Annotated in this window: 19 protein-coding genes; 13 read left to right on the forward strand and 6 right to left on the reverse strand. The window is 71.0% G+C overall.

Annotation, left to right across the window (positions count from 1 at the left end):
- Positions 1 to 155 precede the first annotated feature (155 nt).
- The 5 genes from AB0D18_RS35125 (at position 156) to AB0D18_RS35145 (ending at position 3745) form a co-directional block, all read left to right on the forward strand.
- Positions 156 to 494: a MerR family transcriptional regulator gene (locus AB0D18_RS35125; RefSeq protein ID WP_362428203.1), complete on the forward strand. Its 339-nt coding sequence runs from the start codon at positions 156 to 158 to the stop codon at positions 492 to 494.
- Between the two features lie 399 nt (positions 495 to 893).
- Positions 894 to 1097: a cold-shock protein gene (locus tag AB0D18_RS35130; protein ID WP_328398200.1), complete on the forward strand. Its 204-nt coding sequence runs from the start codon at positions 894 to 896 to the stop codon at positions 1095 to 1097.
- Positions 1098 to 1419: 322 nt separating this feature from the next.
- Positions 1420 to 2931: a DEAD/DEAH box helicase gene (locus tag AB0D18_RS35135; protein WP_362428206.1), complete on the forward strand. Its 1512-nt coding sequence runs from the start codon at positions 1420 to 1422 to the stop codon at positions 2929 to 2931.
- Between the two features lie 45 nt (positions 2932 to 2976).
- A complete protein-coding gene (locus tag AB0D18_RS35140; RefSeq protein ID WP_362428209.1) occupies positions 2977 to 3381 on the forward strand; it encodes a CBS domain-containing protein in 405 nt (134 codons plus the stop codon).
- Between the two features lie 52 nt (positions 3382 to 3433).
- Entirely contained in the window at positions 3434 to 3745 is a 312-nt protein-coding gene (locus AB0D18_RS35145) for an SCO5918 family protein (protein WP_362428212.1), read from the forward strand.
- A gap of 117 nt (positions 3746 to 3862) precedes the next feature.
- Here AB0D18_RS35145 and AB0D18_RS35150 read toward each other — a convergent pair whose 3' ends face one another.
- The 3 genes from AB0D18_RS35150 to AB0D18_RS35160 form a co-directional block, all read right to left on the reverse strand.
- Positions 3863 to 4222, reverse strand: a complete 360-nt coding sequence (locus AB0D18_RS35150; protein WP_362428214.1) for a hypothetical protein — start codon at positions 4220 to 4222, stop codon at positions 3863 to 3865.
- 75 nt (positions 4223 to 4297) lie between these two features.
- Positions 4298 to 4948 (reverse strand): response regulator transcription factor, encoded by a 651-nt coding sequence (locus AB0D18_RS35155; protein WP_362428381.1) that lies wholly within the window; start codon positions 4946 to 4948, stop codon positions 4298 to 4300.
- Positions 4945 to 6660 (reverse strand): histidine kinase, encoded by a 1716-nt coding sequence (locus tag AB0D18_RS35160; RefSeq protein ID WP_362428217.1) that lies wholly within the window; start codon positions 6658 to 6660, stop codon positions 4945 to 4947. The genes AB0D18_RS35155 and AB0D18_RS35160 overlap by 4 nt, the downstream gene beginning before the upstream one ends.
- Positions 6661 to 6869: 209 nt before the next feature.
- On the opposite strand from AB0D18_RS35160, the gene AB0D18_RS35165 reads away from it, so the two are divergent.
- The 8 genes from AB0D18_RS35165 to AB0D18_RS35200 all read left to right on the forward strand — a co-directional run bounded on the left by AB0D18_RS35165 (position 6870) and on the right by AB0D18_RS35200 (position 17943).
- Positions 6870 to 7262: a hypothetical protein gene (locus tag AB0D18_RS35165; protein ID WP_362428220.1), complete on the forward strand. Its 393-nt coding sequence runs from the start codon at positions 6870 to 6872 to the stop codon at positions 7260 to 7262.
- Positions 7263 to 7420: 158 nt separating this feature from the next.
- Positions 7421 to 8452, forward strand: coding sequence for an MBL fold metallo-hydrolase (locus AB0D18_RS35170; protein WP_362428384.1), 1032 nt, complete (start codon positions 7421 to 7423; stop codon positions 8450 to 8452).
- Positions 8453 to 8579: 127 nt separating this feature from the next.
- Positions 8580 to 9542 carry a carbohydrate kinase gene (locus AB0D18_RS35175; protein ID WP_362428223.1) on the forward strand — a complete coding sequence of 321 codons (963 nt, stop codon included), beginning with the start codon at positions 8580 to 8582 and terminating at the stop codon, positions 9540 to 9542.
- A gap of 95 nt (positions 9543 to 9637) precedes the next feature.
- A complete protein-coding gene (locus tag AB0D18_RS35180) occupies positions 9638 to 11740 on the forward strand; it encodes an ATP-binding protein (protein WP_362428225.1) in 2103 nt (700 codons plus the stop codon).
- A 45-nt stretch (positions 11741 to 11785) separates the two neighbouring features.
- Positions 11786 to 13396 carry an ABC transporter substrate-binding protein gene (locus tag AB0D18_RS35185; protein ID WP_362428228.1) on the forward strand — a complete coding sequence of 537 codons (1611 nt, stop codon included), beginning with the start codon at positions 11786 to 11788 and terminating at the stop codon, positions 13394 to 13396.
- 198 nt (positions 13397 to 13594) lie between these two features.
- Entirely contained in the window at positions 13595 to 14881 is a 1287-nt protein-coding gene (locus tag AB0D18_RS35190) for an MFS transporter (protein WP_362428387.1), read from the forward strand.
- Positions 14878 to 16041 (forward strand): anhydro-N-acetylmuramic acid kinase, encoded by a 1164-nt coding sequence (locus AB0D18_RS35195; protein ID WP_362428231.1) that lies wholly within the window; start codon positions 14878 to 14880, stop codon positions 16039 to 16041. Before AB0D18_RS35190 ends, AB0D18_RS35195 begins: the two co-directional genes overlap by 4 nt.
- A 153-nt stretch (positions 16042 to 16194) precedes the next feature.
- Positions 16195 to 17943 (forward strand): allantoin permease, encoded by a 1749-nt coding sequence (locus tag AB0D18_RS35200; protein ID WP_362428233.1) that lies wholly within the window; start codon positions 16195 to 16197, stop codon positions 17941 to 17943.
- Positions 17944 to 17982: 39 nt separating this feature from the next.
- On the opposite strand, the gene AB0D18_RS35205 is transcribed toward AB0D18_RS35200, so the two are convergent.
- From AB0D18_RS35205 to AB0D18_RS35215, 3 genes are all read right to left on the reverse strand, one after another.
- Positions 17983 to 19290 carry a cation:proton antiporter gene (locus AB0D18_RS35205; RefSeq protein ID WP_362428236.1) on the reverse strand — a complete coding sequence of 436 codons (1308 nt, stop codon included), beginning with the start codon at positions 19288 to 19290 and terminating at the stop codon, positions 17983 to 17985.
- Positions 19287 to 20075 (reverse strand): alpha/beta hydrolase, encoded by a 789-nt coding sequence (locus AB0D18_RS35210; RefSeq protein ID WP_362428238.1) that lies wholly within the window; start codon positions 20073 to 20075, stop codon positions 19287 to 19289. Before AB0D18_RS35210 ends, AB0D18_RS35205 begins: the two co-directional genes overlap by 4 nt.
- Positions 20076 to 20193: 118 nt before the next feature.
- Positions 20194 to 20976, reverse strand: coding sequence for an alpha/beta fold hydrolase (locus AB0D18_RS35215; RefSeq protein ID WP_362428241.1), 783 nt, complete (start codon positions 20974 to 20976; stop codon positions 20194 to 20196).
- Positions 20977 to 20980 lie beyond the last annotated feature (4 nt).

Raw genomic sequence — 20980 nt, forward strand, 5'->3', positions numbered from 1 at the left:
GACAGCATCCAGGTCGGGTCGGCGGATACAGAGGGCCGGCGCAGTACCAGGGCCGGCAGATGGTGTAGCAGTTCCTTCGGGGCCCGGGTGCCACATGGCACCCGGGCCCCTCCCGTGCGTTCACACCCGTGCGTTCACAGAACAGAGAGGTGCAAATGACAGCAGACGACTCGTTCGGGCGTCTCGATGACGACGACTACCCCGCCTACACGATGGGCCGGGCCGCCGAGATGATCGGCGCCACCCAGGGCTTCCTGCGCTCCCTCGGCGAAGCCCGCCTCATCACCCCGCTCCGGTCCGAGGGCGGCCACCGCCGCTACTCCCGCTACCAGCTGCGCATCGCCGCCCGCGCGCGGGAACTCGTCGACCAGGGCACCCCGATCGAGGCTGCCTGCCGCATCGTCATCCTCGAAGACCAGCTCGAAGAAGCCCAGCGTCTCAACGCCGAATACCGCCGTGCATCCGAGTCGCCGAACCCTGCGGATGCCCTCTGACGAAAACGACGGAGCAGTCGGCCGCCTTCCGGCTACAGGTCCCGGTTCCGCGCGGAGTCGGCCCACGCCGGGGCTGCGTACGGACGGTCGACTTTCCTGAACGCTTCGCTCCACGGGAGTCAATATCTGTAATCGCGCAGGGAGGCTTTAACGCTTCCGGTGGGGAGTGTTTTTCTCCTGCCCGGCAGAGTGCAATTATTTGCCGCACGCAGGCTGTTGCTGCGTGCTACTGTCGATCTCAGTTGCAGTTGTGGTTCCCAAAACTTGAAGCCTTTCGTCGGAATTGATATCCGCTGGAAGCTTTTGAATTGCCGGTCATTTTCCGGTCGGGGCATCATCGCGGCGACCCGGCATCCGCACATCGCGGGTCCCGGTGTACTGCCCCAGAGGAGATAAGACATGGCATCAGGCACTGTGAAGTGGTTCAACGCGGCCAAGGGTTTCGGCTTCATCGAGCAGGACGGTGGCGGCGCCGACGTGTTCGCCCACTTCTCGAACATCGCCGCCCAGGGCTTCCGTGAACTGCTCGAAGGCCAGAAGGTCACCTTCGACATCGCGACGGGCCAGAAGGGTCCGACGGCCGAGAACATCGTTCCCGCCTGACACTGACGCACATTTTGCAGCTGGGGCCCGCATCCCTCGGGGTGCGGGCCCCAGCTGCGGGCATTTTCCACAGTGATTCCGCCCTGTGGGGCCACCGCCGCACGCAGCCCCTTTCCCGGGGGTACTCGCTCCTGCGGATTTCTGCTCCATCGACGTCCTCATTCCATTTGTGCGTGACGTCATCATTTTCATCGCCCGCAATCCATTAGCGGATTGCAGTCCGATTCTTTCGCATTTCCGTTCGGCCCGTTCTCGTGGTTCCCCGCGCTGCTTTCCTGCTGCGGGAATTCCTTGATACGTGCCGCGTCAAGGAAGGTTCCTCATGAACCCCACACGTACGAACGACCGCTCCGCCCGCACTCGCAGCCGCACCGGCGGCCCCGCATTCGGCTCCGGTTCGGGTTCGGGCCGGGGCAGCCGCTTCGGCTCGCCCGCCCCGACCCGTTCGGGGAGCCCGCGTCGTTCGGGCGGCCCCAGCCGTCGAACCGCGGTCCAGGGCGAGTTCGCCGTGCCGAAGACCCTCACCCCCGCGCTGCCCGCCGTCGAGGCGTTCGCCGACCTCGACATGCCCGTGCAGCTGCTGGCCGCGCTCACCGCGCAAGGCGTGAGCGTCCCGTTCCCGATCCAGGGCGCGACACTGCCCAACACCCTCGCGGGCCGTGACGTACTGGGCCGCGGGCGCACCGGCTCCGGCAAGACCCTCGCCTTCGGCCTGGCACTGCTGGCACGCACCTCCGGACAGCGTGCCGAGCCCCGCCAGCCGCTCGCCCTGGTCCTCGTACCCACCCGTGAACTGGCTCAGCAGGTGACCGACGCGCTCACTCCGTACGCCCGCTCGCTGCGGCTGCGCCTGACCACGGTTGTCGGCGGAATGTCGATCGGCAGGCAGGCCAACGCGCTGCGCGCCGGCGCCGAGGTCGTCGTCGCGACGCCGGGCCGCCTCAAGGACCTCATCGACCGTGGTGACTGCCGGCTGAACCAGGTGGCGATCACTGTCCTGGACGAGGCCGACCAGATGGCCGACATGGGCTTCATGCCGCAGGTCACCGCGCTCCTGGACCAGGTACGCCCCGAGGGTCAGCGGATGCTGTTCTCCGCCACCCTCGACCGCAACGTCGATCTTCTGGTCCGCCGCTACCTCACCGACCCGGTGGTCCACTCCGTCGACCCGTCCGCCGGCGCGGTCACCACGATGGAACACCACGTACTGCACGTCCACGGCGCCGACAAGCACCGGACGACGACAGAGATCGCGGCACGCGAGGGCCGGGTGATCATGTTCCTGGACACCAAGCACGCTGTCGACCGGCTCACCCAGGACCTGCTGACCAGTGGGGTGCGGGCCGCCGCCCTGCACGGCGGGAAGTCGCAGCCGCAGCGGACCCGGACCCTGGCCCAGTTCAAGACCGGTCACGTCACCGTGCTCGTCGCGACGAACGTCGCGGCGCGCGGCATCCACGTCGACAACCTCGACCTCGTCGTCAACGTCGACCCGCCGACCGACCACAAGGACTACCTCCACCGCGGCGGCCGCACCGCCAGGGCCGGTGAGTCCGGCAGCGTCGTCACCCTGGTGACCCCGAACCAGCGCCGTGACATGAGCCGCCTCATGACGGCGGCCGGCATCGTGCCCCAGACCACCCAGGTCCGCTCCGGCGAGGAGGCACTCAGCCGGATCACCGGCGCCCAGGCCCCGTCCGGGATCCCCGTGACGATCACCGCGCCGGTGGCCGAGCGGCGCACCCGCACCGCGGCCTCGCGCGGTCGTCGCAGCCCCGCTTCGGCTGCCCGGCGCGTGAACGTGCGTCAGTCCTCCTTCAATGCGGCGGCCTGACCCTTCGTGATCCGAAAGCTGACCCATCTCTGCAGGAGGCACCTTTTGACGCTGGTTCAGATGCAGCCCCGCTCACCGCACACCACCACCGCGCCACGGACGGTGGCCGAGGCGATGGACGCGACCGGACCGCAGGTCTGTGACGACATGACCGTCGAGGTCGCCCTGGCCGTCATGGCCGGCGCCCGCACCGGACGCCTGCTCGTCTGCGACGACGACGGCGTGTGCACCGGGCTGGTCACCCGGGCCCAGCTCGCCGCCACCCGCAGCAGCCCCACGTACACGGACCGCGTCCGACTGCGCGACATCCTCGGCGACCGCGAGCCGTGCACCTCACCCGTGACCCCGATCGCCGAAGCCGCGCACGCGATGCACAGCCGCCGGCTCGACGCGCTGCCCGTCGTCGACGCACACGGCAGCGCTCTGGGCGTCCTCGCCCTGACGCACTGAACGACCTCGCCGCGGTACGACCCCCTCTTCGCTCCTCTCCCTGTGAGGCATCATGCGCTGTGTCATCGCCCGCTTCCCGTTCGACCTCACCAAGAGCGGCGTCCTGGAGACGATGAAGGGCATCAAGCCCGAGCAGGTCTTCGGCGAGTCCGTGATCATCGGCCGCCGCACCTACCCGCTCAAGCAGGTCGGGCAGATCATCACCCGCCAGGACCGCCGCGACTTCAGCGCAGGGGAAGTCCTCCGGGCCATGTCCCGACTCGGCTTCACCTGCCGCGACCTCCCCCGGGCCGCCGTACCCGCGCGTGCCCTCACCCCGTTGGCACGGGCTTCCGCGACGCTCGGCGCTCCCGCGGCCGCCTGACCGACGGGCCGGCGCAAGCCGCCCCGCACCAGCAGTGAGGGGTCCGACCGGGAAGCACCGGTCGGACCCCTCACCGCGTGCCAGGGGGCTTCGGCGCGGTCGTGGGTGGGTGAACGTTCAGTGGTCGGAGTAGCTGAAGTCGCCCACGGTCCAGGCGCTGACGTCCTCGATCGCCACGCGGTACATCCCGCCCGTCTCCGGGATACCCACCGAGCCCTGCAGAATCCGCGCGACATGGAAGTGCAGATGGGTGGGCGGCCCTTCCCCGCGCGCCGCAGCGGTGAAGACGGCGGAGAAATCACTCAGGCGGGCCGAGTCCGCCAGGACCTCCGACACCCGCTGCCTCCAGACGGCTTCGGGAGCCAGCCGCCCCGTGATGACGGCACCTCCGGCGACCACGGTCAGAGACATCTGATTGCTGTGCCCGGACTCCACCAGGGCGACGACATCAACGAGCAACTCGTCAAGCTTCGACATGACAAGCGATTCTAATAGGCGTCCGTCCCGTGGTGGACGCGGTGCCTCCGGTGGCACGTCCTTGCTTGCCGCGGGTCAGAAGGCGGCCCGGTGGCTCAGGTACGTGAGCACGGCCCGCACCCTGCGGTGGTCGTGCAGGTCGGTCTCCAGCGCCAGTTTGGCGAAGATGTTGCGGACGTGCGTCTCGACCGTCTTCGCGCCGATGACCAGGGAACGGGCGATGGCGTCATTGCTCCGGCCCTCGGCCATCAGGCCCAGCACTTCGCGTTCCCTGGCGGTGAGTTCGTCGAGCGGGCCCGGGGCGCGCGGGGTGTTCAGCAGCCGGTCCACCACCTGCGGGTCCAGGACGCTGCCTCCTGCTGCGACGCGCCTGAGGGCGCCGCCGAGTTCGTCGATGTCGGCGACCCGCTCCTTGAGGAGGTAGCCGAAGCCGCGCGGATTCTCGGCCAGGGCCCGTACGGTGTCGGTCGTCTCGACGTACTGGGACAGCAGCAGGACGCCCGTGCCCGGATGCAGGGCGCGGATTTCGGCGGCGGCCCGCAGGCCCTCGTCGGTGTGGGTGGGCGGCATCCGGATGTCGAGGAGGACGGCGTCCGGGCGGTGTTCGGCGACCAGTGCGGGCAGTCTCGTCGCCTCGCCGAGTGCGGCGGCGACGTCGAATCCCGCGTCGGTGAGGAGCCGTACGATCCCCTGCCTGAGGATCGCCGTGTCCTCGGCGACAATCACCCGCACGGCAGCTCCGCCCTGATTCTGGTCCCGCCGCCTGCGGGAGATTCCACGTGCAGTATCCCGTCCACGGCGGCCAGCCGGTCCGCCAGGCCCCGCAGCCCGCTGCCGCGCGAGGTGTCCGCGCCGCCGATGCCGTCGTCGACGGTCTCGACGACGAGCCGGTCCCCGGACTGCCGGGCGGAGACGCTGACGGCCTTGGCGCGGGCGTGCTTGGCCGCGTTGGCGAGGGCCTCGCAGACGGTGAAGTACGCGGTGGACTCCACCACCGGGTCGTAGCGCCGGGGTTCGGCGGAGACCACGACGGGCACGGCGGCCTGCTGGGCGAGGGCGGTGAGCGCGGGGCCGAGGCCCTCGCGGGTGAGGACGGCGGGGTGGATGCCGTGGGCGATGCCGCGCAGCTCTTCGAGGGCGAGGGTGAGGCTCTCCTCGACCTCGCCGACGGAGCGGCGCAGCGAGGGGTCGGGGTGGTCGGCGAGGCCCTTGTCGACGCGGCGCAGCGCCATCAGCGCGAAGACGAGGCGGGCCTGCGCACCGTCGTGCAGATCCCGCTCCAGGCGTCCCCTCTCGGCGTCGGCCGCCCGTACGATCCGCGACGTGACCTCCTTGGCCTGGGTCCGCAGCCATACGTTCTCCAGGGCGAGCCGCAGCGCCGCGCCGACGGCTTCGAGGAGTTCGGGATCCTCGTCGAGCGCGGGGTCGTGGTGCAGGAGGGCGAGCGGGGTGCCCCGGGAGGAGTCGACGCGGGTCCGCCCCGCGCCCTCGCCGCGTACGCTCTCGCCCGCCCCGTCGGCGTACGCCTCCTTCTCCTCCTGCCAGAGGCCGAGCCGCAGCCCGGGGTCGCCGAGCACCCGGCCGAGCACGTCGCGCAGCCGGTCCTGGTCGGGGTCGGTGCCGAGGTCGATGACGAGGTCGCCTACCTCGGCGCGCTGCAGGCGCATCCGCAGCAGCCCCACGAGGAAGGCGACGGGGACGGCGACCTGAGTGAGGTCGGAGAGCAGGAAGACGCCTTCCTGGAAGGCGCCGGCCGGGGGTGTGGGCAGCAGCAGTACCAGGAGGTCCCACAGGAGGAACGCGGAGGCGAGCGCGATCGCGATCCAGGCGGGCAGCAGGGCCCTGCGGCGGGCCACCGACGCCTGGTGCCAGCGCCGCAGGATCGCGACGACGAGCACGATCGAGAGCACCCAGCCGAGCATGCGGTAGACAGTGTCGACGGGGGTGAAGAGGTCCGCGAGGGCGGGGACGTGCAGCAGGTTGGGCCCGCAGTCGTTGCAGGACAGGTACGTGGCCTCGACGGCGACGACGGCGGGGTCGTAGGTCAGGGCGCGCAGCAGACCGCCGACGGCGACCAGGCCGTAGGAGAAGACGACGAGGCGGCGGGCGAGCGCGGAGCCGAGCCGGCCGTCGGGGAAGGAGAGCACGAGGTGGACGAGGACGGCCATGTTGAGCGCCTCCCACCAGGCGCCCAGCGCGAACAGGGCGGGCACTCCGGTGCCCTGCAGGTTGCCGATGAACCAGGTGATGCCCTCGGCGATCATCAACTGGCCTGTGCGGTTGGCGGGCCGGTGCCACCAGGCGGTGAGGCCGCCGCCCGCGTAGGCGAGGCCGACGGCCAGGTCACGGACGACGTCTCCGGCGGAGCCGCCCGCGCGCCCGTACGCCCAGCTGCCCACGGATGCGGAGAGGGCCGCGGCGAGTGCTGCCGCGGCCATGCGTATCCGGAGGGTGCCGGTCCGGGGGGTGCCGGAGGGTCTCTGTCTGTGCCGTTCCACGGCCCACACGGTAGGCCATCGGGGTCACAAACCGATCAGGCGCGGGAGTGGATCCGATATATGTCCAGGGCACCTTCCAGTTCGACGGCGAGGACGGCCCCGGGCGTCGCTCCGCACATCAGCCCGGGGCATCGGGACACACGGAAGGCATGAACCTCCACGACACGCACGCGGACACACCCACAGACGCAGACACACACATTGGATCTCCGCCGCCCGATTCCGTGGGCGCACGGTCGCGGGCCGAGGCCGAGGCGGTTCTCCACGAGCTGGAGGCCGCGACCGCCGCTCCCGACCGGCAGACCCAGATCAGCAGGGGTGCGCTGGCAGGGTACGTCTGGGCCCTGGGCAGCGGGGACACCACCCCCGTCACCGGCTCCCGAAGCTCGGTCGCACCGAGTCCCGCCCAGCTGGAAGCCGAACTGGACGCCGCCGAGGAGCAGCTGAGCAACCCGGTGCGCCGCGACATCCCCCGGGAGTACGTACAGGGCGTGCGGGACGCCCTGTCCTGGGTGTGCGGCCGCAGCGACAGGAAGGCCTGACGGGCTCGGGGGCCGACGCGGCACGGGTCGCGACCCGCTCCAGGTCCACCCCCGCGGCCTGTGATCCTCAACGTGCCCGGGAATCCGCCCACTTCAGCGAATCAGCGCTACGCTCAAAACTCCTTGCACCCGCCATGGAATCGGAGCGAGCCGTGCCGATGCCCCTGCCGGACCAGCCCGACGACTGGACCGAACCCGGCGCCCACGCCGTGAGCGACCGTGTCCACCGCATACCGCTGCCACTCCCCCTGGACAGCCTCGCCGCCGTCAACGTCTACGTGATCGAGGACCCGGAGGGACTGGTCCTGATCGACTCCGGCTGGGCGCGCCCGGAGACCGAGAAGGCCCTCGCCAAGGCACTGTCCGGGCTCGGGTACGGGCTCGGCGACATCTCCCAGATCCTGGTGACCCACGCCCACTGGGACCACTACACCCAGGCGCTGGCTCTGCGCGACTCCCTGGGCTCCCGGGTACGCATCGGGCGCGGCGAGCGGCACTCCATCGAGGGGCTCGACCTGACCCGGAGCCCGCACCCCCGGCAGTCGGCCCAGCTACGGGCTTGTGGCGCAGGGGAGTTGGCGGACCGGGTCGACGCGTGGCCGGTCACGCCCGAGGAGTGGGCGATGCCGTTCGGCCCGCCGGACGCCTGGCTCGACGACGGCGAACAGGTCCAGCTCGCCGACCGCCGTCTTTCGGTGGTGGCGACACCGGGTCATACCCGGGGGCACGTGGTGTTCGGCGATCCGGCGGCGGGCCTGCTGTTCGCGGGCGACCACGTGCTGCCGCACATCACGCCGTCCCTGGGCTTCGAGTGCGTACCGGAGAGGTCCCCGCTGCGTTCCTTCCAGCAATCCCTGCGCCTGGTGCGGGAGTTGCCGGACGCATTCCTGCTGCCCGCACACGGCAGGGTGACCGCCAGCGTGCACACTCGCGTCGACGAACTCCTCGCCCATCACGAGGAGCGGCTGGAGGCGGTGCTCCGCGAGGTGCGGGCCGGAGCGGCCACGGCGCTCGCCGTGGCACAGGAGCTGCCGTGGACCCGCAGGCTCCGCCGCCTCGACGACCTTCCCGACCAGCACCGGATGCTGGCGGTCCTGGAGATCGACGCGCACCTGGAGGTACTGGCCGAGGTGGGTGTGGTGTCCTGGGTGCGGATCGAGGGGGTACGGCACTTCGCCGCGCGGGGGTAGGACGGTACTGCTGCGCGGGGGTAGGACGGTACTGCTGTGCGGGGGTAGGACAGTACTGCTGTGCGGGGGCAGGGCGCGGGACCGGTTATGCTCCGGCCGCCCGTACCGCCCCCGAAAGGACATTTCCGTGATCGTCGTCGCCGGTGAGGCCCTGATCGACCTCGTACCGAAGGCCGGGGGCGACGCCCTGGCCCCGCTGCTTCCCGCGCGCGGCGGCGGCCCGTACAACACCGCCGTGGCGCTGGGCCGGCTCGGCGCGGACGTCGCCTTCTGCTCGCGGATCTCGACCGACGCCTTCGGCGCCTCGCTCGTCGAGCGGCTGCACCGGGAGAAGGTGTCCACCGCCCTGCTCCAGCGCGGACCCGAGCCGACCTCGCTCGCCGTTACCTCGATCGGCACCGACGGCTCGGCGTCGTACCACTTCTACGTCGACGGCTGCGCGGACCGGCTCTTCGAGATGCCCACCCAACTACCGGACACCGTACGAGCGTTGTCGGTCGGCACCTGCTCGCTGGTGCTCGAACCGGGGGCCTCCGCGTACGAGCAGCTGATGCGGCGGGAGGCGGCGCGCGGCACCTTCGTCGTGCTCGACCCGAACGTCCGGGCCGGGCTGATCCCCGACGCGGACGCCTACCGGGCCCGGTTCCTCGGCTGGCTCCCGCACGTCTCGCTGCTGAAGCTGAGCGAGGAGGACGCCGACTGGCTGGGGTACGACGTCGAGGGCTGGCTCGCGGCAGGCCCGGCGGCGGTCGTCGTCACCCGGGGCGCGGACGGGCTGACCGTGTTCGTGAGGGGAGCAGGGGAAGCATGGGGCGGGGAGCACTCCGTGCCCGGCGTGCCGGTCGACGTCGTCGACACCATCGGGGCGGGGGACACCGTGACCGCGGCGCTTCTGCACGCCCTGTCCGCACGCGGCCCGCTGACCCCGGAGGCGATGGCCGCGCTGGACGGAGACGGCTGGCGCGAGGTGCTGGGTCTCGCCGCCCGTGCGGCGGCGCTGTCCTGCTCGCGGGCGGGCGCCGAACCTCCGTACGCACACGAGCTGGTGGACCGTCCCGGTCCTCTTTCCTCCCCCGGCCGGAGCAGTTGACGCAAAGACGGCCAAGAGGTCAATTCCCTGTGCCGTGCCGGTGAGTTCGTGAAACGATGCTGCCTCCGCGATCACTCCTGTCCCAGGGAGACCGGATGTCCCAGAGTTCGAGCACTCCCCCCGCCGGTCAGGCGGAGATCACCGCTTTCGTACGCGACTGCTGGCAGCGTACGAGGGCGGCCAGGCCGCTGCCCGTGGTCGTCCTCCTCGGACGCCCCGGCAGCGGCAAGACGCATGCGCTCGATCATCTGGCCCGGCAGGGAGCCCGGTTCCTGACCGCCCGGGTCGACTTCGGGCCGCGCGGTGCGCAGCGCCCGTACGAGACCGCCAGGCATCTGGCGTTCCTGCTCGCCCGCAAGCACGACAGTGTGCACGCGCCGCGGTTCCCCCGGCTGATGCTCGGGCTGCTCGCGGTCAGTATCGCGCCGCTGTCCCGGGACAGCCGCGTCGTCGCGCGCCGCGAGCTCAAGGAAGCGCTGAACTCGGCCCGCTCCGGCGAACTGGCCCAGACCGCGGAGAGCGCCGCGGAGGCCATCGAGTCCCTCGGCCTTGTCCCGTCGGGGATACCTGTTCCGCTGCCGCTGCTGGCCGGTCTGCTGCTGCGCGGCGTCCGGCGGCTCCCGTCGTCGGCCGCCTTCAACCCCTTCCTCAAGAGCGCGCTGAAGTCCTTCGGCAACGACAGCGCGCAGGCGGGTTTCGACGCCCTGATCGACCTCAACCACCTGCACCACAGCGACATCCCGGACGATGCGAGGGACGTCGACCGCATTCTGTGCAAGGCGTTCCTCGACGACCTCGGCGCCGCCTTCGCCGGCGGCGACCGGCTCTACAACTGTCTGGTCCTGCTCGACAACATCGGTTCCCCGCACGGCACCCCGTTCCTCGAACTGCTCTGCGACCTCCGTCAGGAGCGCGCGTCCCGGGGGGCGTACGACCCGCTGCTCGTCGTCGCCACCGGCGCCACCACCCGCGTCCTTCCGGAGTCCGCCGACGGCAGTGGCAACGGCAACGGCACGGGCCTGCGGCTCTTCGCCCCCGGCCAGCTGTCGTACGGCGCATGGCGGCCCAGGCCCGAAGCCCCGCCGCCCAGCTGGTGGTGTCCGGTGCTGCTGCGCGACCTGACGGAGACCGAGGTCGCACGGGAGGCGGGCGAGTACGAGGCGGCGCGGCACGACGCGACGGGCCGCCCGGCGGCGCGCGTACTGCGGAGCACGGCTCCGCTGGTCCACCGGCTGACGTACGGCCACCCGTGGAGCGTCAGCACGCTGCACGCGTTCCTGGCGGGCATACGTGAGGGGGGCCCGACCGACGAGGACCTGCGCGGCCTGCTCCAGGCACACCCGCAGGGGGCGCCGCCCGACCCGTCGCTGGCCGAGGTCATCCGCCGCCGGCTGCTGTCCGGGTTCACCTCCGACCAGCGGCAGGCCGCCACGTTCGTGGCGGCGGCCCGCACCCCGCGGGCCGCCGTCAACGCGGGGCTGCTGAACGACCGGCCCGAGCACGCCAGGGACACCCTGATGCGGGAGCTGCGGGACCGGCTGTGGCTGTCGGCGCGGGTGCCCGAGGACGCCCACACCCGGGGCGGCCGCGGCCCCTCGGGCTACTTGCTGCCCTCCCGCCGCCCGGATTCCTCCCGCGCCACCGATCACACCTACGACGAACAGCCGGTCCTGCACCCCTGGCTGCGGCTGCTGCTCCTCGACGAGCTCGCCGAAGTGCCGGGCGGCTCCGTGGACCGCTGGAACAGGCTGCACGGCGACCTCGCGCGGTGGCACAAGGACCAGCACCAGCCGCTCGACGAGCTCTACCACCTGCTGGCGAACAATCAACTCGACACCGTCGTCGGCCACTTCCTGGCACAGCTCAACGCGGGTGATCTGGTGCCCTGGCTGCGCGAGCTGTACCACGTGACCGCCGCGCCCATGTACACCGTGCACCTGTCCGACGCCTCGCCGCAGCGGCTGGCGGGCGAGCTCGCTCACGACTACGCGCCGCGTGCGTACGCCGACCCGGCCAGGGGCCGTCCGCTCGCCGAACTCTGTGCCGCGCTGTGGCTGGCGGGCGACCCGCGCCGCCGGCTGCCGGCCGGTGCGCCGGAGCTCAACCACAAGATCGGCGCGATGTTCCGGCAGGTGGCCATGGTGGCCGACGCGGACGCCGCGTCACTGCTGGCCGAAGCCGTCCGCTACACGGACTGACCGGGCAAACCACCGGACCGACCACCGAGCAGAGGAGCCTCGCACATGCAGCGGCCCTGGAGCAGGTCCCGCCCCCGGCCCGACGACTGGGGTGTCGTACTGCCGCCCTGGTGGCGGCGGAGGCGGAGCAGAGTGGTGGCCGTCGTCGTGGCGCTCGCGGTGCTGGCCGGCGGGCTCTACTGGCTGCTGCGGCCCGACCCGCCGAAGCCCGTGGCGGACACCTCGTGCGCGACGGGCGTCGAGCGGGTCGGGGGCGTCTGCGTCGGGGTCACGGACGGCAGTTACGTCTTCGACAAGAAGAACCTCGGCAGCCTGTTCGCCAAGATCCGCCAGGAGAACACCGCGGTCGAGGCCCAGTCGACGAAGAGCGACCGGCCGAACAGCCGCGTCAGCGTCGTCTATCTGATGTCGATGGTCCCGGGCGAGAAGGACTCCAACACCCCCGATTCGGTGCGGCACGAGATACAGGGCGCGTACACCGCGCAGATGGAGGCCAACCGGTCCAACAAGTACGGCGACCTCCCGAAGATCAAACTGTTGCTCGCGCACATCGGCAACGGCGCCGCACAGGCCTCCGCGACGCTGGAGCAGATCCGGCTGCGTACGCCCAAGGACCGCATCGTCGCGGTCGCGGGCCTGGGCACCAGCACGGACGCCACCGAGGGCCTGATCCGCAGGATCACGGCGGAGAAGAAGCCCCCGGAGGGGTCCACGGAGAAGCCCGCAGTGCCCGGTCTCGACCTGGGCGCCGTGGGTTCGGTGCTGACCGCCGACACGCTCAGCGGGGTGCCGGGTCTTGTCCGGGTGGCGCCGGTCAACTCGGACGAGGCGTTCGCCGCCGCCGCTTTCCTCCAGCAGAAGGAGTACGCGAAGAAGCGGGTGCTGGTCGTCCAGGACAAGCGGAAGGACGACCAGTACACGAAGACGTTGGGCGACAGGTTCCTGGCCGCCTTCCCCAAGAACCGGCTGGCCGCCGCGGAACCCGAGATGTACGACTCGTCGCGGGCCGGGGTCGCGACCGCGTTCAAGACCCGGATGTCGACCATCTGCGCGGCGAAGCCGGACGTCATCTACTTCGCGGGCCGCGGCATCGACCTGCCGCGCTTCCTCGCCCCGCTCAAGGACCGTCCCTGTGCGAAGGACCGCCAGGTGCTGGTGATCTCCGGCGACGACGCCTCGCAGACCGCGCAGGCGGCAGGCTTCCAGGACATCAAGGACACGCTGCGGCACGGCAACGTACGGCTGGTCTACACGGGCCTCGCGCACCCGGGGAGCTGGACCCTGCGGCCGGACGCGTACGGGGGCCCGGCGCTGTCGTCGTTCGGCCCCGGCGGCCGGTTCCGTACGTCGTTCAAGGGGGAGGCGCTGGACGACGGGCAGGCCATCATGGGCCACGACGCGGTACTCACGGCGGTCGCCGGGATCCGTCTCGCCGCCGCCAACTCCGAGACCAACGGCACGGTGACCGGCTCGGACGTCATCCAGATCTGGGGTTCCCTGAGCGGCACGGAGGCGGTGCACGGCGCCAGCGGGGTGATCTCGTTCAAAAACGACGGCTCCCCCGAACAGAAGGCGATCCCGATCATCGAGATCGACGCCAGCGGCACGGTCCACACTCTCGCGGTCTCGGCACGGGGCGGAAAGCCACTGACGTAACAGGCAGGGCGCTTCCCCCAAGCGCCCGGCCGCTGACGCATCCGGTGCTTCCCCAGAACGCCCGGCCGCTGACGCATCCGGTGCTTCCCCGGCGCGCCCACCGGGCAGAGAGGAAGGGTGACTCCCCCGGCCGAACATCCCGCCCCGTCCGTCCCACCGACCCCGCCGGACGGCTCGCCCGACGGCGTGCCCAGCGCCATGTCCGGCGGCGCGTCGCCGCCGCCCGTCCGCTCCCGGCGGGCGCTGGTCGCGGGGTCGGTCGGGAACTTCGTCGAGTGGTACGAGTTCGGCGTCTACGGCTACTTCGCGACGGTCATCGCGGCGAACTTCTTCACCCCCGAGGGCGGTGGCGACGCCGAGGCGCTGGTCAAGACGTACGCGTCGTTCGCGCTGGCGTTCTTCTTCCGGCCGGTGGGGGCCGCGCTGTTCGGCCGGCTCGGCGACCGGATCGGGCGGCGGCCGACGCTGATCGTGGTCATCGTGCTGATGACCGCCGCGACGACGCTGATCGGCCTGCTGCCGACGTACGCCACGATCGGTGCGGCGGCACCCTGGTTGCTGACCCTGCTGCGGATCCTCCAAGGCCTGTCCGCGGGTGGGGAGTTCGGCGGTGCGGTGTCGCTGCTGACGGAGTTCGCACCGGCCGGGCGGCGCGGGCTCTACGGGTCGTGGCAGTCCTTCACCGTGGCGCTCGGACTGCTCGGCGGCGCGGGCGTGGCGGCGCTGCTCGCCACCCTGCTGACCGCGGACGCGCTGAACGACTGGGGCTGGCGGGTGCCGTTCCTGCTGACCCTCCCGCTGGGGCTGGTCGCGCTGTGGCTGCGCCTGCGACTGGAGGAGACGCCCAACTTCCGTACGGAGAAAGCCATTTATACCGCGGCGCCGCGCGCCGCGGACGTGCTGCGGGCGATCGTGCTGGGCGCCGGACGGATCATGGGATGGGCCGCCGCCGGGTACACCTTCCTGGTCGTCCTGCCCTCGTATCTCCAGTCCACCCTCCACGCCTCCTTCCGGGAGGCGCTCGTGGCCACCGTGCTCGCCAATCTCGGCTTCGCGGCATCGATCGTCCCGGCGGGCCTGCTGAGCGACCGGATCGGGCGCCGTGCGGTCATGCTGACCGGGGCGCTCCTGGTTGCCGCACTCTCCCTTCCTCTGATCAACATCCTTCAGGATCAGGAGACTTCGACGGTAGGGAAGGGCGCTGCCGTGTTCGTCGCGGGTGCGGTGGTCGGGCTGATGGCGGGGCCTGGGCCCGCGATGCTTGCCGAGATGTTCCCGACGTCCGTCCGCTGCACCGGCCTCGGCCTCGCGTACGCCCTGTCGAACACGGTGTTCTCCGGCTGCGCGGGCCTCATCATCACCGAACTGATCAAACGGACCGGGGACGCCGACATCCCCGCCTATTACGCGGCCGGGGCATGCGCCGTCAGCGCGCTCGCCCTGCTGACGCTGCGCGGCGACGACCACCGGCAGCCGCTGCGATGAGGGTCGTCGGGCTGATATCGGGGACGTCGTACGACGCGATCGACGCAGCGGCAGCGGAACTCACCCTGCACAAAGGCGTGTTGACGATGACTCCGCTCGGGATGGTCAGCGCGCGGTACGACGACGGGCTGCGGGCCGCGCTCGCCGGCGCACTGCCGCCGTCCCGCACCACCATGGCCGAGGTGTGCCGCCTGGACACCCTGATCGGGCAGGCCTTCGCCGCCCTCGCGGTCCGCGCGGACTGTGAACTCTGCGCAGGACAGGCCGAGTTGATCGCCTCACACGGGCAGACCGTCTACCACTGGGTGGCGGACGGCCGGGCGTACGGCACCCTGCAGATCGGGCAGAGCGCCTGGATCGCGGAGGCGACGGGCCGCCCGGTGGTGTCCGACTTCCGGCCGCGCGACCTCGCCGCGGGCGGGCAGGGCGCGCCCCTGGTGAGCCTGCTGGACCTGCTGTGGCTGCGCGGGTGGCCCGGGGTGCCGGTCACCCTGAATCTGGGCGGGATCGCCAACATCACCGTCCCCTCCCCCGGCTCCCCGCTCGCCTTCGACACCGGCCCGGCCAATGCCCTCCTCGACGCGGCCGTCCAGGACCTGACGGACGGGCGGCTCGCGTACGACGCGGAGGGCGCGCTCGCAGCGGCCGGAGAGGTCCACGAGCCTTTGTTGCGACGGCTGTTGGCGGATCCGTACTACTCCTTGCCCGCCCCGAAGACGACGGGCAAGGAGCTGTTCCATCTGCCCTATCTGCGGGCCGCTCTGGAGGGGTTCGCCGCGCTGTCCGCCGCCGACGTCCTGGCCACGCTGACCCGGCTCACCGCACGGACGGTCGCCGATGCGGTACGGCCGCTGGGCGCGACCGAAGTGATCGCCTCGGGCGGCGGCACTCGCAATCCGGTCCTACTGGCGGCGCTCCGGGATGAGTTGGGCGGCGGGGTGCCGGTGCGGTCCTCGGACGAGCTCGGGCTGCCGTCCGACGCGAAGGAGGCGTACGCCTTCGCGGTGCTGGGGTTTCTGACCTGGCACGGACTGCCCGGCAACGTGCCGGAGTGCACCGGGGCCGCCGGGCCGCGCGTCCTCGGGACGATCACTCCCGGGCGCGAAGGGCTGCGGCTGCCGGAGCCGGGTGGTCCGGTCGAACGGCTCGTACTGCGCTGAAGCACTCCCCCGTATACCGGCGCACCCGAGGCTCCTGAGACCCCACGCGCCCCCACCCGTGCCGAAATACGTGCGTTACGCACGGGACGGGGGCCGGAAACACCCGCTGCCTACTGTCGCCGATCACGTACCCCCACCTCATTGGAGGCCCCCGTGACGGTCGACCAGTCGCCCGCCGTCGAGCCCCGGAAGGCGGCCCCCGCCCCGGACCTCTCCCCCGACCTCTCCCCGGACCTCTCCCCCGGCCCCTCCCCGGACCCCGACAGCACGGGCAGTGCCCCGGACCCCGACGGCGCGGGCCGTGCCGCGAAGGAGACGCTGGAGGACTACACCCTCCGCTTCGCGCCCCGCAGTTACCGCCGCTGGACCCCCGCCGTGGTCGGCGCGTCCGCGCTCGGCGGCATCGCGTACATGGCGGACTTCTCCATCGGCGCGGGCATCGGCATGACCCACGGCACCGGCAACGCGCTGCTCTCGATCCTGCTCGCCGCGGCCGTCATCTTCGTCTCCGGCATCCCGCTCGCGTACTACGCGGCCCGCTACAACCTCGACCTGGACCTGATCACCCGCGGCTCGGGCTTCGGCTACTACGGCTCGGTGATCACCAGCGTCATCTTCGCCAGCTTCACGTTCATCTTCTTCGCCACCGAGGGCGCCATCATGGCGCAGGGCCTCAAGTTCGCGCTGGGGATGCCCCTTTGGGCCGGGTACGCCCTCTCCACCTTCCTCATCATCCCCCTCGTCATCTACGGCATGAAGGCGCTCACCAAGCTCCAGTCGTGGACGAACCCGCTGTGGATCGTCCTGATCGTCGCGCCGCTGGTGTACGTCGTCGCCACCGAGCCCGACTCGGTGAGCCGGTTCCTCTCGTACGGGGGGAGCTCGGGCGGCGCCGGGATCTCGACGGCCGCGGTGATGCTGGGCGCCGGCGTCTGTCTCTCGCTGATGGGCCAGATCGGCGAGCAGATCGACTACCTGCGCTTCATGCCGCCCAAGACCGAGGAGAACAAGCGCTCCTGGTGGGCCGCGACCCTCCTCGCCGGCCCCGGCTGGGTGGTCTTCGGAGCGCTGAAGCAGACCATCGGCGTCTTCCTCGCCGTGTACGTGGTGGACGCCGTCGGCGTCGCTTCCGCGGTGGAGCCGATCGAGCAATTCACCGCCGCCTTCAAGCAGTTGATGCCCAGCTGGCTGGTCGTGCCGCTCGCGCTCCTGCTCGTCGTCCTCAGCCAGGTCAAGATCAACGTCACCAATTCCTACTCCGGTTCCCTCGCCTGGACGAACTCGTACACCCGGGTGACGAAGCACTACCCGGGCCGCATCGTCTTCGTCCTGGTCAACCTCGCGATCTCGCTGATCCTGATGGAGGCGAACATGTTCGCCTTCCTCAACAGCGTGCTGAGCTTCTACTCGAACTGCGCGATGGCGTGGGTCGTGACGGTCGCCACCGACATCGGCGTCAACAAGTACGTCCTGAAGCTCTCCCCGAAGCAGCCGGAGTTCCGCCGCGGCATGCTCTACGCGGTCAACCCGGTCGGCGTGGTCTCCTTCCTGGCCTCCTCGCTCCTGTCCATCGCCGTCTACTTCGGCCTGTTCGGGGACGCGGTCCAGCCGTACTCGCCGCTGGTCGCCGTCGTCGTCGCCGTACTTCTGACCCCGGCCGTGGCGGTGGCCACCAAGGGCCGCTACTACCTGCGCCGCACGGACGACGGCATCGAGGAGCCGATGCTCAACGCGGACGGCAATCCGAGCGCCGTGACGTACGACTGCGGTGTCTGCGCCCAGCCCTTCGAGCGCCCGGACGTGCTGGCCAGTGCCTCGGGCGGCATCATCTGCTCGCTGTGCCTCACGACCGACCGGCCGGGTACGCACGTCCTGCCGGCGCAGCCGTCGGCTTCCGCGTGAGGAGGTAAGGGGCGAGGTTTCGCGTGAGGGGTGGGGCCATCAACTCTCGGACGCGGCCTCCTTGTCGCGTACGGGCCGGTCGTCGGCGGCCGGGAACCGGTTGTCGAGCAGTGTCAGCAACGGGCCGGTCATGGCGGTGGTGACCAGCGCCATCACCAGCAGGGCGAGGTACAGCGCGGGGGTGAGCACTCCGGCGCTGTACCCGGCCTGCAGCAGAACGATCTCGGTGAGTCCCCGGGTGTTGAGCAGGACGCCCAGCCGGAGCGCCCCGGTGCGTTCCTCCCCGCCCCGGCGCGAGAAGACGTAGCCGCCACCGATCTTGGCGAGCGCGGCAAGTGCCGTCACTCCGATCGCCACGAGCCACGGTATGCCGACCGATCCCGTCCAGATCTTGAGTCCGGTGGTGACGAAGAAGACCGGCACCAGCCAGAGGCCCAGCGTCGACACCCGGCGGACCGGCGCGTCCCAGTGCACCGAACCGGTCGGGACCGCCAGCCCCACCACGAACGCGCCGAAGATCGCCGTGAGCCCCCAGGCCTCCGCCGCCGACGCCGACCCGAGCGCGCAGCCGCCCAGCAGCACGGCCACCACCCAGGGGTACCGCGCACAGAACCGGTCGGCCGGCCCGAGCCTAAGCAGCCGGCGGACGAGCGTGGTCGCCACCAGTCCGAGCACCAGTGTCCCGGCCGCGGTCGCGATGCCTTCCGTGCCGCCCCTGGAGATACCGATCACCACCGCGAGCACCAGCCACGCGAAGGCGTCGACGATCACGGCCGACGTCAGCGCGAGCCCGCCCGCGCGCGTGCTGGTCAGGCCCCGGTCGGCGAGGATCCTGGCGAGCACGGGTACGGCCGTGACCGCCATCGCGATCGTCAGGAGCAGTACGAAGGCGAGGGTGGGGCCGTCGCCGCGCAGCTCCGGCCTGTCGTACCAGACGAGGAAGCCGGCGAAGGCCGCACCGGCCGCCAGGGAGGGCACCAGGGTGCCCACGACCGTCCAGCCGACCGCCCGGTCCCGCAGCCGGGCGGAGTCGAGCCGCAGCTCGTGGGCGACGCCGACCAGGAAGAACACCAGCCCCGCGTGTCCGAGCGCGCGCAGCGGTTCGAGTACGGGGGCCGGCAGCAGGACCTGCTGTGCGTGCGGCCAGAGCCAGCCGAGCACGGCGGGCCCGAGCAGCATGCCCACGGCTATCTCTCCGACGACCGCGGGCTGCCCGGCCCGGCGGGCCAGCCACCGGCCGAGATACGCGATCCCCAGCACGACGGCGAGTGCGGCGAGCAGATGGCCGGCCGCGGCGGGTGCGAGCGCGGCGGTCATGTTCTCGGCGGGTGCGAGCGCGGCGGTCATGTTCTCGGCGCGTCTTGCGCATCCGTGACGAAGCCCACCACGCGCCGGACCATGTCGTCGTCGCGCAGGACCCGGGTGTGGCCCAGGTTCTCCACCTCGATGAGTTCGGCGGCCGGCCAGGCGGCCACCAGCGCCTCGCTGTCGGGCAGCGGGGACTCCGGGTCGTGGGCGTCATGGATGATCAGCAGCTTGCTGGAGAAGTCCGGCGCGGCGGCGAGCGGTTCGATGTCGTCGAACAGCACCCCCAGCCAGTCCTCCGCACGCGCACGGACCAGGGCGATCGCCTCCGGCGACACCTGCAACAGTTCCCCGGAGCGCCGCCACAGGCTCGTATAGCTGGCGATCGGGTTGAAGAAGACGACCTTCTCCGGGCCGACGCCGCGGGACATCGCACGGGTCGCGCCGAGGGCGCCCATCGAGTGGGCGACGAGGGCGTGGAAGGGGCCGAACCGCTCGTTCGCCGCCTCGATGGCCCTGGCGAAGTGGATGACCGACGACTCCTTGCCCTCCGACTCGCCGTGGCCGGGCAGGTCCACCGCGACCACGGTGAACCCTTCCGCCACGAGCGCTTCGGCCAAGGCGGCCACGTGCCCGGCGTTGCCGGCCCAGCCGTGCACCAGGAGAACCCGGCGTTCTCCGTCGCCCCAGACGTAGTGGACCACCTTGTCGCCGTCGACGACCTCTACCTCGGTCGAGGCCCGGTCGAGGATCTCCTTGGTTCCGCGGGGAAGGGGGGTGCGCATCGGCGTGAACGCCATCCGCCGCAGCTTTTCCGTCGTGTCCATGTGGCCTTCTCGCTCCTCGGTGCACCGGCCGGCCGACCGGCCGGACCGCTCTCCTGCTTCACTCCAGGCAGGTACCTGCTTCGCATGGTGGGGTACCTGCTTCGCTTCGCGCAGGTGTCTATATCACCTCACGCAGGTACGCGGTGACGATGCTCCGTACCTGGGGCGACTCCATGATCTCGAAATGCCCGCCGCCTTCGACCAGTTCGAGCCTCGACCGCGACCAGCCGGCTTGAAGTTCCCCGGCATGCCCGGGAGGTACGTACTCGTCGTCGCTCCCGTGGATGATCAGCCCCGGTACGTCGATGGCCTTGACGACTTCCCTCGGCGAGTACGCGGTCCACAGGTCCGTTCCGAAGCTGGCCTCCAACTGTCCGCTCAGCTCCTGGAACTGATTGACCGTCAGTCCGGTCAGTTCGGCGAACTTCTCGGCGATGAACAGCATGCTGGACGGCGACGAAATCGAGATCAGCGCCCGCGCGTTCATTCCGCCGTGCCACGCCGACAGGGCCCACAGCCCGCCCAGGGAATGGCAGATCACCGCGTGGAGATCGGTGATCCGGTCGTACATGCCGCGCATCAGCGCACGTATCCCGACCGGATCGGCCGTCTCCCCAAGGGCCTCCCCGTGACCCGTCACATCGAACAGCACCACCCGGAAGCCCTGCCTCAGCAGCTCCTCAGCAAGGGTCACCATGCTTCCCAGATTGGCGTGGAGACCGTGCACCAGAAGCACGGTCGGACCGCTGCCGCTCTGGAAGTACTTGTAGAACCTTCCGTTCACCTTGATCGTGCGCGAGCGGCACCGATTGAGGAATGCCTTCGCGAACGGATCGTGCGGAAGTCTGGTGACCTTGCAGAACTCCTGCACCAGCGGGGGCAGGGCGTCGGTGTGGATCATGGAG

The organism is Streptomyces sp. NPDC048442 (assembly GCF_040651475.1).
Classification (GTDB): domain Bacteria; phylum Actinomycetota; class Actinomycetes; order Streptomycetales; family Streptomycetaceae; genus Streptomyces.